Raw genomic sequence first — 13,429 nt, 5'->3', positions numbered from 1 at the left:
ACGGCTAGCCAGCCGAGTGAACCGATAGATTGGAGATATGCGCCGCGTTGTCTGCCCCGGATCCTTTGACCCGCTTCATAACGGCCACCTTGAGGTGATCGCCCGTGCCGCAAGCCTCTTTGACGAGGTCATTGTTGCGGTATCGACGAATTATTCGAAGAAATACTTGTTCAGCTTGGAACAGCGCTTAGAGATGGCTCAAGAATCGTTGGCGGCGTTGCGGGGCATCGTGATCGAGCCGATGGGGCAAGGTCTGCTAGCCGAGTACTGCCATCAACGCGGTGCGAGCGCCATTGTTAAGGGTTTGCGCTCCTCCTCAGATTTTGACTACGAAGTCCCGATGGCGACCATGAATCGGCAATTGAGCGGTGTAGAAACCGTCTTTCTGGCCGCGGAATCCCGCTACCTGCATCTGTCCTCGACCATGATTAAAGAGGTTTCCGGATTAGGCGGTGACGTCTCAGATTATGTGCCGCGCGGCGTGCAGCGCCGATTGGCGGAACTGAGAACACAGTGATGAAACGCCGATAACCGGCGCAGTTTGAGGCTGGCGGGCCTTTCACGCTAAGATAATACGTCGGTCATATGTTTTTCTTCGGGAGTTCTCATTAACGCGAGCGGGCGGTCACATCCGGGTTCGGCTCTGGTTATTGCGGTCAAGGATCTTGCTCGCAATCCAGGCAGTACTCACACCCTGGTGGAGTCAGTGGCAGCGCCGAGTGATCTCGGAGTGGCTTTGATCGGTGTTCAGCAAGGCTCAAGCATTGAGCTGGAACTGAACCTTGAGGCCGTACACGAAGGAATCTTTGTTTCGGGAACTGCTGGTGTCCACGTGGTGGGCGAGTGCAGCCGATGCCTAGATCCCCTTGCGTATGACCTCGACGTGGATATTCAGGAAATGTTTTTCTTTGAAGGTCTCGCCCCGGTGCGAGCCGCCAAAGAAGACGAGAATGAAACCATGGACGACGAGCAGCGTTTGGTTGAGCACGATACTATCGATCTCGAACCTTTGCTGCGGGATGTGGTGGTCACTGCACTACCCTTCCAACCGGTGTGCCGGGAGGACTGCCCAGGTTTGTGTTCCGAGTGCGGAATTCGACTGGCCGATAATCCGGGTCATCATCACGAGGTTTTGGACCCTCGTTGGGCCGCTCTGAGCGGTTTGACAGAGAACCAAGAAAACTAGTTTTAGCCGTAACTGCGTTCCGAGCAAAATCAGGGGCGCGAAGAGAGAAAAGAGTTAGCCGTGGCTGTTCCCAAGCGGAAGATGTCCCGTGCCAATACGCGCGCCCGCCGTGCCCAGTGGAAGGCCACCGCGCCCAACCTGGTGAAGACCATCGAGAACGGTCGAGTCAGCTACTCGCTGCCGCACCAGGCCAAGGTTGTCACCGACTCGGCTGGCACCGCGCTGTTCCTGGAATACAAGGGCCGCAAGGTCGCTGACGTCTAAGCATCGTTGTCGTTTCGACAATGATCTAGGCTGATATGCCTTCGTCCCGCAGCGTAGCACCGGATAATCAAGAGCTTCTGAAGCGTCTCGGCGTCGTCATCGACGCCGAGACGCTTCGTCTTGCCCTGACACACCGTTCCTACGCCTATGAGCATGGCGGCTTGCCAACTAACGAACGCCTGGAGTTCCTCGGCGATTCGGTGCTGGGTTTCTCGGTCACCGATGCCCTATTCCGTGACAATCCGGAATTGGCCGAAGGAGAGTTAGCCAAGCGGCGCTCTGCGGTAGTGAGCACCCGAGCATTGGCCACCATTGCCCGGGACCTTGGCGTGGGAGAGTTCATTCTGCTTGGCCAGGGCGAACTGCTCACTAACGGGAAAAACAAGTCGTCGATTCTCGCTGACACGATGGAAGCGCTGATCGGCGCGACTTATATCTGCCAGGGTATTGAGACCGCACGCAAACTGGTGTTGCGGCTGGTCGGCGACTTGCTTCAGGACGCCGCTGCACTCGGCGCGGCCACCGACTGGAAAACCAGCATCCAGGAATATGCGGCGAGTCACCAGCTGGGCCAGGTGCGTTACGAAGTGATCGGTGATGGCCCAGATCATGCCCGAATCTACCGAGCCACTCTGCTGATGGGCGCGCTGCGTTACTCCAGCGGTGAAGGTAACTCTAAGAAAGAAGCCGAGCAAAACGCTGCGGCGAGCAGCTGGCATGACCTACACAGCACCGAGAGCTAATGCCTGAGCTCCCCGAGGTCGAAGTTGTCAGACGAGGACTGCAACGCTGGCTCGTTGGTCGCCGGATTGAAGAAGTCCAGGTTCTTGATCCGCGCTCGATCCGCCGCCACGCACTCGGAGCCGAAGATTTTCGCGGACAACTGCTCGGCACCCGGGTCGAATCGGTGGTGCGGCGTGGAAAATTCCTCTGGATGCCGCTCAATGATCCGGAACTGCCAGCCCCCGCCGTGCCAGTGGCGCTGATGGCCCACCTGGGCATGAGCGGCCAGTTGGTTTTGCAAGATGCCGGCCAGGCAGACGAGAAGCATTTGCGGGTTAGGCTGCGGCTGAGCGGGGAAGAGCCCAGCGAGTTGAGATTCATTGATCAACGTATTTTTGGCGGCCTTTTCGTCACCACCTTGGTACCGACCCCGGACGGCCTGCCCGGCGGGCAGAGCGGTGAGAGCGATGCCGGCGGCGACGCGACTACCGCCTCCTTGATCGCCGCCGAAGCGGCCCATATTGCCCGCGACCCGCTCGACCCCGCTTTCTCGTTGCCTGCTTTTAGACAGGCGCTCAAACGTCGCAAGACCGGGCTGAAGAGGGCTCTGCTTGACCAGTCGCTGATTTCCGGGATCGGCAATATCTACGCAGATGAGGCGCTCTGGGCCAGCAAACTGCACTACGCGCGGGCGACCGAGAATCTTCGTACCGCCGAGGTCGAACTACTGGTCGAGAACGTGAAAGCGGTGATGCTGGCCGCCCTCGCTGCGGGCGGCACCAGCTTCGACTCGCTCTACGTCAACGTCAACGGGGCATCGGGGTACTTCGAACGTTCACTGAACGCTTACGGGCGAGAAGGCGAGCCGTGCCGCCGCTGCGAACAGCTTGGCCTGGCCACCCTGATCCGGCGCGACACCTTCATGAATCGCTCCTCATATTTCTGCCCGCGCTGCCAGCCAACCCCGCGAAACGGACATTGGTGAACTAAAGAATTCCCCAAGCTGCGCCAAAGTAGTCGCCGTCAAATGACGGTGTTTTCGCCGGAATACCAGTAGATTATTGGCATGTCATCTTCAGTGGATCAAGCAGCCAGAGACGGGATTTAGGTGCATCTGAAAAGCCTCACGCTCAGAGGCTTCAAATCCTTTGCCTCGGCGACCACTTTTGACTTCGAACCGGGCGTAACAGCGGTGGTCGGGCCGAACGGGTCCGGTAAGTCAAACGTGGTGGACGCGCTCGCCTGGGTGATGGGGGAGCAGGGCGCGAAAACACTGCGTGGCGGCAAGATGGAAGACGTGATTTTCGCCGGTACCGCGGGGCGGCCGCCACTGGGGCGGGCCCAGGTGTCGCTGACCATTGACAACGCCGACGGCGCGCTGCCCATCGACTACAGCGAAGTGACGATCTCGAGAACGCTTTTCCGCACCGGCGGCAGCGAATACGCGATCAACGGCGCCACCGCCCGCTTGCTGGACATTCAGGAACTGCTTTCAGATTCCGGCCTGGGCCGCGAAATGCATGTCATCGTTGGACAGGGCCAACTCGACAAGGTGCTGCATGCCACTCCGGAGGACCGGCGCGGCTTCATCGAGGAGGCCGCCGGTATCCTGAAACACCGGCGGCGCAAGGAAAAGACCTTACGCAAGCTGGAAGCTATGCAAGCCAACCTGACCAGGCTCAGCGATCTGACCAGCGAAATCAGGCGACAGCTGACGCCGTTGGGAAAACAAGCCGAAGTGGCTCGCCGGGCGCAGAGTGTGCAGTTCGAGGTGCGGGACGCTAGGGCGCGCCTGCTGGCCGACGATCTAGTCACTTTGCAGAGCACCCTGGAACAGGAAGTCGCCGACGAAACAGCTTTAAAGGCCCGTCGCGCGGAAGTCGAATCGGCTTTACAGCTCGGCCGGGAACGGCAAGCCGAACTTGAGCAACTCGCGGCGCAAGCCACCCCCTTGCTCAACGCCGCCCGGGACACCTGGTACCAACTCTCCTCCCAGCGTGAGCGGCTACGTTCGCTCGGAAACCTGGCGGCGGAACGTCGCAGGCTTTTGGGCAGTAGCGATACGGTGCAAGAGAATGGTCGGGATCCGGAACAGCTCGAACAGCAGGCGGCCAGGGTCCGCGAAGAGGAAGCCGCACTGCAAGCCGATTTGCAGCAGCGACGGGCCGGTCTTGAAACAGCTCTTGAGGCGCGTAGTTCTGCCGAGGAAGCCGCTAAAGCCGAGGAGCAGCGGTTGACCAGCATTCTGCGGGCCGCCGCCGACCGTCGTGAAGGTCTGGCCAGACTTGCCGGGCAGGTGGCTGCCGCCCGCTCCAGGGTGGAAGCCGCCGAAGCTGAGCTTGGTCGATTGCATGAGGCGCAGGCATCTGCCGAGCAGCGCAGGACAGCAGCTCAGCAAGAATTCACCGCATTGGAGTCCCAAATCGCCGGCGTCGAAGAAGGCGAAGAGTCCCTCGATTCCGACTATGAGGAGGCCAATGACGCGCTGAGCGAGATCGTTGCGAAAATCGACGAGCTGAAGGCTAAACAACAGGCGGCGGAGCGAGAACGCGAATCGATGATGGCGCGCCGGGACGCGTTACGGGTTGGCTTGCAACGCAAGGATGGTAGCGAACTGCTGCTGGCCGCGGGGCAGCAGGGCGTGCTGAAAAGTGTTTCCGCGATGATGGTGGTCCGCGCAGGCTACGAAACTGCCATAGCCGCCGCCCTCGGCTCGCTAGCCGACGCGGTGGCTGTCGCTGATCTTGAGGCGGCGGCGCAAGCGTTGGAATGGGCGAAGCGAGAAGACGCCGGCCGAGTGGAATTGGTGTTACCGGGCCCGCCGAGAAAATCTTCCAAACCCGGAAATGCGGCAACCGTTGCGGCCAAGGTGACGGGGGCAGTCGCCGCCCTGGAATTGATCACCGCAGAGCCCGGCATCGATGGCGCGCTACAACTGGCACTGGCCGAGGTCGTCGTCGTAGACAGCCTCGAACAAGCGCAGCAGGTGATTTCGCAGGACGCCAGCTTGACCGCTGTCACCGCGGCCGGCGATATCTTCAGTGCCCTGGTGGTGCGCGGCGGCTCGGCCTCGGCACCTTCACAACTTGAATTACTCGCCGCAGTAGAAGAAGCCGAGAGGCGGATCGGCGAATTGACCGGCCAGCTTGAGAGCAGCGGTTTTGAACTTGCCGGAGCCCAGGCACAGCGTGAGGACGCCCAGCTAGCCACCGACGCAGCGCTTGACAAGCTGCACGAATCAGATGCCCGGATGGCCTCTGTCGCTGAGCGGTTAGGGCATTTGGCTACCACTTTGCGCTCGGCGGTGGCTGAGAGCGAACGGAGTTCTAGCTCGATCGAACGCGCCAAGGAAAGCATTACTCGCGAGCAAACCGCCCTTGAGCAGGTTGCCGAGCGGCTGGCTGCCGCCCAGCAGACCCCTGAAGACGAAGAGCCGTCCACCGAGTTGCGAGATGAGTTAGCCGCGCAGGCCATTGCCGCGCGGGCTGCCGAAATGGATGCCCGGCTCGGTCTGCGCAGCGCCGAAGAGCAGCTGAACAGTACAGCTAATCGGGCGGCTTCCTTGGAACGAGCTGCCAGAACTGAGCGGCAGGCTCGGGCGCAGGCCGCCGAGCGGGCGAAGCTACGACAATTCCAGGCCCGGAAAGCCGCGGCGGTGGCTCAGGCCATTGCCTTGGTACTCGAACATGCCGATGTATCGGTTGACCTGGCCGGTCGAGCGCGGGACGCCGCCGAGGAACGACGCACGCAACGTGAAGCCGAGTTGACCGCGGTGCGCAGTCAAAACGATGTGCACGCGGCTGAGCTCGCCGAGCTGACCGACTCGGTACACCGCGACGAGCTGGCCAGGGCACAGCAGCGGCTTCGCATTGAAGCCCTTGAGAACAGGGCCATTGAGGAGCTTGGACTCACTGCCGAGCACTTGGTGACCGAGTACGGCCCGGATACCTTAGTGCCCTTAGGGCCGGGTGAGGTGACCGATAAATGGGCTGCGCTCCGGGTTCCGGTCGACGAGGACGGGCAAGCCATTCGCGAGGGCATTGCCTTTATCCGGGCGGATCAGGAAAAACGACTGAAACGTGCCGAGCGTGATTTGGCGGCCCTCGGCAAGGTGAATCCGCTGGCTCTCGAAGAGTTCGCTGCGCTCGAGGAACGTCACCAGTTCCTGGCCAGCCAACTCGAGGATCTCAAGTCGAGCCGGAAAGACCTCCTAGACATTATCCGTGAAGTCGACGAGAGGGTTGAGCAGGTCTTTACCGCTGCCTACGCTGATACTGCCGCGCAATTCGAGCGGGTCTTTGGCCGGCTATTCCCCGGCGGTGAAGGACGCCTGGTGCTCACCGAGCCGGAGGATATGCTGACCACCGGCATCGAGGTCGAGGCGCGTCCAGCAGGAAAGAAAATCAAACGACTTTCGCTGCTCTCCGGTGGTGAGCGCTCGTTGACTGCGGTTGCCCTTCTAGTGGCGATCTTTAAGGCTAGGCCCTCTCCGTTTTACGTGATGGACGAGGTGGAGGCTGCCCTGGACGATACCAACTTGGGGCGTTTGATCACCATCTTCGAAGAACTTCAGGAATCGAGCCAGCTGATCGTGATCACTCACCAGAAGCGCACCATGGAGGTGGCCGATGCGCTTTACGGCGTGACCATGCGCGGTGACGGCGTCTCCACGGTGATCAGCCAGCGGCTCAACGCCGAAGCCTAATTGCGGCGTTTGAGGCAAGTTAAAAGACTAGGTAAAAGGCTAGGTAATGAGGGACAACTGAGGGGCGCTCACCTTTCGGTGAACGCCCCTCAACTGTCCCTAGACGCTTAGCTGTTCTTTCGCCGACTGAACAGGAGCGTTGCACTGCCCAGAAGCAGGGCACCCGCGCTGATTGTCAGCAGCATAGCCAGCCCGGCAACACCGGTATTGGGCAATTGACCGCCACCGGGTTGTCCACCATTATTGTTCGGCAGATTGTTCGGCAGCTGCCCGGACGGCTTGACCACCGGAGGCTTGGCCACCAGCCGCAGCGTGGTGGCAGTCTTGGTGTTTGAGATCGAGCCGAGCACCGAGAGTTGAACCTGGCCGAGCGGGTAATTGGCCGGGATGCTAAGCGCTTGCTCGAAGGAACCATCGGGGCCAACCAGCACGTCCTTGATCACCACCGGACCAACCCCGCCCTTGGCCGGCAAGGTGATGGTGATCTTCTCCCCGGCTGCGAATCCGTGGCCGGAAACGGTGGTCGTGCTGCCGGGTACCAGGGTGCTGGGATCGGCTGTCACAGTGGGGGTCCACGTTCCCTTTGTCACCTCAATGGTGGCGCTGGCGCTGCGTTCGCTGTCCGCACCCACCCCGGTAAGTACCACCCCGGTTGCGATCGGATGGTTCTGCGGCACCGTCATGGTGGTGCTGAACTGACCCGCGCTATCGGTGGTGACCTTGACGCTCACTGCGGCGGCCGGAGCAGCCGCTGGCAAGGTTATCGTCGCCAGTTCATTGGCAGCGTAGTTGGCGCCTGTCAAGGTGAGCTGAGTGCCTTGTGGTACTTGGCTCGGGCTAGCGGTGAGCGTCGCCGGACCACCCGGTAGCACGGTGATCGGCGCAGTAGCCGGAGTGTCCGAAATCGGTCCAGCAACACTCACCGTAGCCGCTCCTTGCGGATAGTTCGCCGGCACCGGAAGGGTGGCGGTGAAGGTTCCGTCGGGGGCCACCAGGACGTCGCTAACTGTCACCGCGGGAGCGTTGCCAGCAGCCGGTAGTGTCACCGTCACTTTCTCGCCAGCGGCGAATCCGCTGCCGGTTACCGTGGTGTTGCTACCTTGAGGCACCTCGGACGGCGTGGCCGTGATCGAAGTCTCCCAGCTGCCCTTGGTGATATCGACAGTGGTTGTCGCCTGGTGATCCGGGCCGTTGCCGCTGAGCAGTACGTCGTTGGCCACCGGGTGGTTCTTCGGCACTGGCAGGGTGACGGTGAATTGCCCGGCGCTATCTGCCGTCACCGTGACGCTGCTGGCCGCTGCCGGAGCGGCTGCCGGGATGCTGACCACGACTTGCTCACCCGGTCCGTAATTGGTGCCGGTGACCACGGTGGAGCCGCCCTGCGGCACTGAACCCGGATTGGCGCTCAGCGTCGCGGCACCGCCCGGAACCACATTGAGGTCAACCGTTGCCGGAGTATCCGAGATCGTGCCCAGCACGCTGACAGTGCTGGTACCTTGCGGGTAATTCGCCGGTACTGGCAAGCTGGCGCTGAAGGTGCCATCGGGTGCTACCACGACATCGCTGACCGTGACCGGTCCGACGCCGTCCTTGGCCGGCAGCGTGATTGTCACCTTCTCGCCAGCCGCGAAGCCGGTGCCGCTAATGGTGGTTGAGCTACCTTGCGGCACGTCGCTCGGGTTTGCGCTGACCGCCGGGTTCCAATCACCCTTGGTGACGCCGATGGTGGTGGCGGTGTTCGCACCCTGATCGCCGACCGCATTGACCGGGAACGAAGCACCTACCGGATGGTTCATTGGCACGGTGAGCGGGACGGTGAAGTTACCCGCCGAATCAGCGGTAGCGGTCACCGTGACCGCGCTCGCCGGATCAGCTGCTGGCAAGGTCAGCGTGACATTCTCGCCAGCGGCAAAATTGGTTCCGCTGATCTGAGTAGTACCGCCCTGCGGCACACTCGGCGGGGCGGCGCTAATGCTTGGCGAACCAGCCGGCAGAACGGTCAACTGCACCGTTGCGGGGGTATTCGAGATCGGTCCAACCGCGCTGACCGTGACGGCCCCGAGCGGGTAATTCGCTGGGATGGTTAGCGGGGTGCTGAAGCTGCCATCCGGAGCCACCAGTACATTCGGCACTACCACCGGCCCGACGCCGCCCGCCGCGGGGAGTGTCACCGTGACACTCTCACCCGCTGCGAAGCCGGTGCCATCAATGGTGGTGGGAATGCCCTGCGGCACGTTGCTCGGGGTAGCTGCGAGCGCGGTGTTCCAGCTGCCCTGAGTGACGGCGATGCTGCTTGCCGCAGTGCTAGCTTGATCACCGACGGCCGTCACCGGGAAGGTCGGGCCGACCGGATGGTTCTGCGGCACGTTCAGCACTGCGGTGAACTGTCCTGCGCTATTTGCGGTAGCGGTGACGGTGACCGCCGCGGCCGGTGCCGCCGCTGGGAAGGTCAAGGTGACTACCTCGCCAGCCTTGAAATTTGCACCAGCGATCTGGGTGCTGCCGCCCTGAGGCACCGATGCCGGAATCGGCGTGATGCTCGGCGGGCCAGCCGCTACCACGGTGGCGGCTGCGGTGGCCGGAGTCCCGGAGACCGTGCCAACTGCGCTGAGCGTAGTGCCACCTAAGGGATAACTTGCCGGCACCGTCAGGTCAACGGGGACTAAAGTACCGTCCGGGTTGACCGTCGTGGTGACGCTAATCGGTCCTACGCCGTCCTTTTCCGGCAGGGTTACCGTAACGCTTTCACCGGCGGCGAAACCGCTGCCTGTTACGGAAGTGGCCGAGCCTTGCGGAACCGTGCTTGGCGCCAGTGAAATGCTCGGCGTCCAGGTTCCCAGGGTGACATCGATGGGGGTGGTGGCCTGATGATCAGGGCCATTACCGCTCACTAGGACACCGCTGGCCACCGGGTGGTTCATTGGCACCGTCAGGGTGACGCTGAACTGCCCGGCGCTGTCTGCGGTCACCGGGACGCTAACCGCAGCAGCCGGAGCTGCGGCCGGAAGAGAAACGATGACTGCTTCACCCGCGCCGTATCCGGTGCCGGTGATGGTGGTGGCAGTACCTTGCGGCACCTGAACCGGATTGGCTGCAATAGCCGCCGGGCCGGCCGCCACCACGTCAACAGTTGCGCTGGCCGCGGTATTGGAGATCGGTCCTAGCGCTGAGACATCAACCGATCCCAGCGGGTAGTTGGCCGGCACGATCAGCGATGTGCTGAAGCTGCCATCCGGTGCTACCAGCACGTTCGGTACGGTGACGGGTCCGACCCCGTCCTTAGCTGGCAGCGTCACGTTGACCGTCTCACCGGCGGCGAAGCCGGTGCCGCTGACAGTCAGCTCGCCGCTCTGGGCAACCGGATTTGGTGTCGCGGTGATTGCCGTGTTCCAGCTTCCCTGGCTGACACCGATCGTGGTGTTCGCGGTGGATGACTGGTCACCCGCTGCATTGAGCGGGAAGGAAGCGCCGACCGGGTGGTTCATTGGCACGGTCAGCGGGACGGTGAAGTTACCGGCCGAATCAGCGGTGGCATTCACGGTAACCGCAGCAGCGGGGGAAGCCGCGGGAAGGGTAATTGTCACGTTCTCGCCGGCTTTGAAATTTGTACCGCTGAGTTGGGTCGTTCCGCCCTGTGGCACAGTAGCGGGAACTGCCGTGATGCTGGCCGGCCCGGCTGCCACGACATTCAGTGTGGTGGCAGCAGCAGTATCCGAAATCGGACCGAGAGCGGAGACATCTACCGCGCCCAGTGGGTAGTTGCTCGGGATGGTCAGCGGGGTGCTGAAGGTTCCATCGGGAGCGACCAGCACATTCGTTGCGGTGACCGGGCCAACTCCGTCCTTGGCGGGCAGCGTGACTGTCACACTTTCACCCGGCGCGAAGCCGCTGCCACTGATCGTAGTGGTGCCGGTCTGCGCAATAGTGGCCGGGGTCACCGTCAGGGTTGTGGTCCAGCTGCCCTTGGCGACCGCGATAGCGGTGGACGCAGTTGATGACTGGTCGCCTGTCGCGTTCACCGGGAAACTAGCGCCGATCGGATGATTGCTCGGCACCGTGAGCGGGACGGTGAAGTTACCCGCTGAGTCAGCGGTGGCGTTGACCGTCACCGCGCCCGCCGGGCTTGCCGCAGGTAGGGTAACCACCACGTTCTCACCGGCAGCGAAGTTCGTTCCGGAGATCTGCGTGGTGGCACCCTGTGCTACCGAGGCGGGGTTCGCGCTGAGCGCTGGAGCACCTGCGGGCACGATGGTGACAGCTGTGCTAGCCGGAGTATTCGAAACAGCCCCCACCGCGTCGATGTTCACTGCGCCGAGCGGATACGTTGCCGGGACCGTGAGCGGGGTACTAAAGGTACCGTCAGGGGCGACCGTTACGCCGCTGACCACCACTGGTCCGACGCCGTCTTTGGCGGGCAGCGTGACCGTCACGCTCTCGCCCGGGGCGAAGCCGGTACCGGCGATTACCGGGGAGCTACCTTGCGGAACGCTGCTCGGAGTGGCGGTGATTGCGGTGTTGTAAGCCGGCCCCGAGATGGTGACCGTTGCGGTAGCCGGAGTCTGCGAGACATTCCCCTCGGCTGTGATGGTGGTCGGGCCAACCGGGCAGCTCGCGCTGAGTGTCACTGGAGTGCTGAAACCACCGCTCGGATCGGCCGTTATGGTGACCGGCGGGGTCACGCAGGGGCCGCTGATGGTCACTGTTTCGCCAGGTTCGTAGCCGGTGCCGGTGACCGTTGTAGTGCCGCCTTGCGGTAGCGAGGTCGGGTCGGCGGTCAACGAGGTGGTGTAAACATGCTTAATCACTGTCAGTTGCACAGTCGGATCAGCCGTCACATTGCTGTCCGTCGGGTGGGCCGAGACTGTCACCGCACCCAGCGGGTAATTAGCCGGAATGGGCAGCGGCACCGGGCCAAGGTTGCCGCTCGCATCGGTGGTGGCATTGACCACCACAGCGGGGATACCTGGTGCGGCAGGCAAGGTGATGGTGACCGCGTCGCCCGGCGCGAAGCCGGTGCCGGAGATCTGGCTACTCGCGCCCTGTTCCACTGTGCTGGGGTTAGCGCTGAGCGTTGGTGTCAGCACCGGGGCCAGCGTGCCATGCACGGTTGAGGAGGCAAAATCTATCGCGGCCAGATTCAGGATGCCGATTTCCAGGGCACGCACCGTGAAGCTACCGGCACCCAGATCGCCGACCGCTGGCTGTACGTTCACTCGCACCGGTACTAGCTGATTGAGCGCGGTCAGGATCGGCGCCACCAGCGCCGCCGCACCGTTGATCAGAGGCTGTACGACGGTGGTCTGAATATTGTTCACGGTGTTGAGCAAGGTGGTGACTGCCGGCCGCAGCAATGGCTTGAGCAGGGTGTTCAGCAGGCCGAGGTTCAGACCGGCTACGCTACCGGAGACGATCACCGAGGTATTGTCCTGGATTTGTGCCAATGAAGCATCGATCGTGACGTTGCCGAGCGGTGCGCCCAGGCTGCTGATCGCCAAAGAACCGGTCACCCGGGTGGAATTCACTGCATTGGTGAGCCTTTGCACAGTGCCTTGGATGATATCGGTGAGAGTGGAGGTGATGCCGGTGGCAATGGCGGCTGCAATCGGACCGGTGAATAACTGAGAATTCGGCGGCAGATTATTAATGTTCAAACCGTTGGCGGTGAGGATTTTGGTGAGATCCAAAATAACCGCCCCGGTGGCCAAGTTGATCGACACACCATTATCAACATTGCCGTTCAGGAATCCGCTCGGCAGTACCGCAGAGAGGTCCGGTAAGACCGCGCTGACCGAACCTTGGGCTCGTAAGGCCACCACATTGAGGTCGATGTTAATCGCGCTTAGCGAGTTGGCCAGGGTTTGTAGAGCCTGCGAAGTCGGGGTAACCACTTGATCTCGCAGCGTGGTGTAAACCCCGCCGATGGCAGGAGAAGTAAGTTGCACCTTGAGGTCAGAGACCAGATACTGACTGCTTGGCGCACCACCGGCTAGCTGCTGGGCCTGCGAGGCCAGAGCACCGACATCAACTCGTGCGGTAGAGAGAATCGACTTCAGCGCGGGCACCGTGTCAAGGACCGGGCCAAGATCCAGATGGGCGTCCGCCGGGGGAGTGCCGGGCGCTCCGACCGAAATTGCACCCTGGTCACTGACCGCCCCGGAGGCGGCAACCGCGTCGCCGTTATTTGCCGCTTTTGAGTATTGCGCGGCTGGTCCCACCGCGAGCAGCGGGTTGGCCCCACCCAGCAGATTGAGCGCCCCGCCCAGACTCAGGTTGAGTCCGAGAGCTGAAACACTCAGCTGATTATTAGGCCCCAGTGGGTGCGCCCCGTTCGGGTTATCCGCGAGCGAACCGTTGAGTGCCGCGATGGTATCGAGATTTACTCCCAATACTTGGCCGCCAAAAAACTTCCCCAAAGCTTGGGAAACCGTTGGCCCGGCCGCCTGCGCTGGCGTAATTGGCAGCGCTATTAGCGCAGCTGCCGCAATTCCAGCGACCAGACGTCCCGCCCAAGCTTTCCTACTGACTCTCAATCCCCCCGGATTTCGCATGAT

At 62.1% G+C, this 13,429-nt stretch carries 7 protein-coding genes; 6 read left to right on the top strand and 1 reads right to left on the bottom strand.

Annotated elements, in window-relative coordinates; all coding sequences use genetic code 11:
• Nucleotides 1-37 precede the first annotated feature (37 nt).
• From coaD to smc, 6 genes are all read left to right on the top strand, one after another.
• Entirely contained in the window at nt 38-517 is a 480-nt protein-coding gene (gene coaD / locus UM93_RS06360; protein WP_045074443.1) for a pantetheine-phosphate adenylyltransferase, read from the top strand.
• A gap of 126 nt (nt 518-643) precedes the next feature.
• Nucleotides 644-1,186: a YceD family protein gene (locus UM93_RS06355; RefSeq protein WP_045074441.1), complete on the top strand. Its 543-nt coding sequence runs from the start codon at nt 644-646 to the stop codon at nt 1,184-1,186.
• Nucleotides 1,187-1,246: 60 nt separating this feature from the next.
• Nucleotides 1,247-1,450: a 50S ribosomal protein L32 gene (rpmF, locus tag UM93_RS06350; protein WP_045074439.1), complete on the top strand. Its 204-nt coding sequence runs from the start codon at nt 1,247-1,249 to the stop codon at nt 1,448-1,450.
• A gap of 35 nt (nt 1,451-1,485) precedes the next feature.
• Entirely contained in the window at nt 1,486-2,193 is a 708-nt protein-coding gene (gene rnc, locus UM93_RS06345; protein ID WP_045074438.1) for a ribonuclease III, read from the top strand.
• Nucleotides 2,193-3,158: a bifunctional DNA-formamidopyrimidine glycosylase/DNA-(apurinic or apyrimidinic site) lyase gene (mutM, locus tag UM93_RS06340; protein WP_045074436.1), complete on the top strand. Its 966-nt coding sequence runs from the start codon at nt 2,193-2,195 to the stop codon at nt 3,156-3,158. Before rnc ends, mutM begins: the two co-directional genes overlap by 1 nt.
• Before the next feature lie 123 nt (nt 3,159-3,281).
• Nucleotides 3,282-6,878, top strand: coding sequence for a chromosome segregation protein SMC (gene smc, locus UM93_RS06335; protein WP_045074434.1), 3,597 nt, complete (start codon nt 3,282-3,284; stop codon nt 6,876-6,878).
• A gap of 107 nt (nt 6,879-6,985) precedes the next feature.
• Here smc and UM93_RS06330 read toward each other — a convergent pair whose 3' ends face one another.
• A complete protein-coding gene (locus UM93_RS06330; RefSeq protein ID WP_045074433.1) occupies nt 6,986-13,426 on the bottom strand; it encodes a choice-of-anchor G family protein in 6,441 nt (2,146 codons plus the stop codon).
• Nucleotides 13,427-13,429 lie beyond the last annotated feature (3 nt).

It is taken from the genome of Psychromicrobium lacuslunae (assembly GCF_000950575.1).
Taxonomy (GTDB): Bacteria; Actinomycetota; Actinomycetes; order Actinomycetales; family Micrococcaceae; genus Renibacterium; species Renibacterium lacuslunae.
This window is presented reverse-complemented; position numbering and strand designations above follow the sequence as displayed.

What these genes read in the sequence shown, in the direction of transcription:
- coaD (WP_045074443.1), top strand. Translation starts at nt 38, where the DNA reads ATGCGCCGCGTTGTCTGCCCCGGATCCTTTGACCCGCTTCATAACGGC.
- rnc (WP_045074438.1), top strand. Translation starts at nt 1,486, where the DNA reads ATGCCTTCGTCCCGCAGCGTAGCACCGGATAATCAAGAGCTTCTGAAG.
- mutM (WP_045074436.1), top strand. Translation starts at nt 2,193, where the DNA reads ATGCCTGAGCTCCCCGAGGTCGAAGTTGTCAGACGAGGACTGCAACGC.
- UM93_RS06330 (WP_045074433.1), bottom strand. Translation starts at nt 13,426, where the DNA reads ATGCGAAATCCGGGGGGATTGAGAGTCAGTAGGAAAGCTTGGGCGGGA.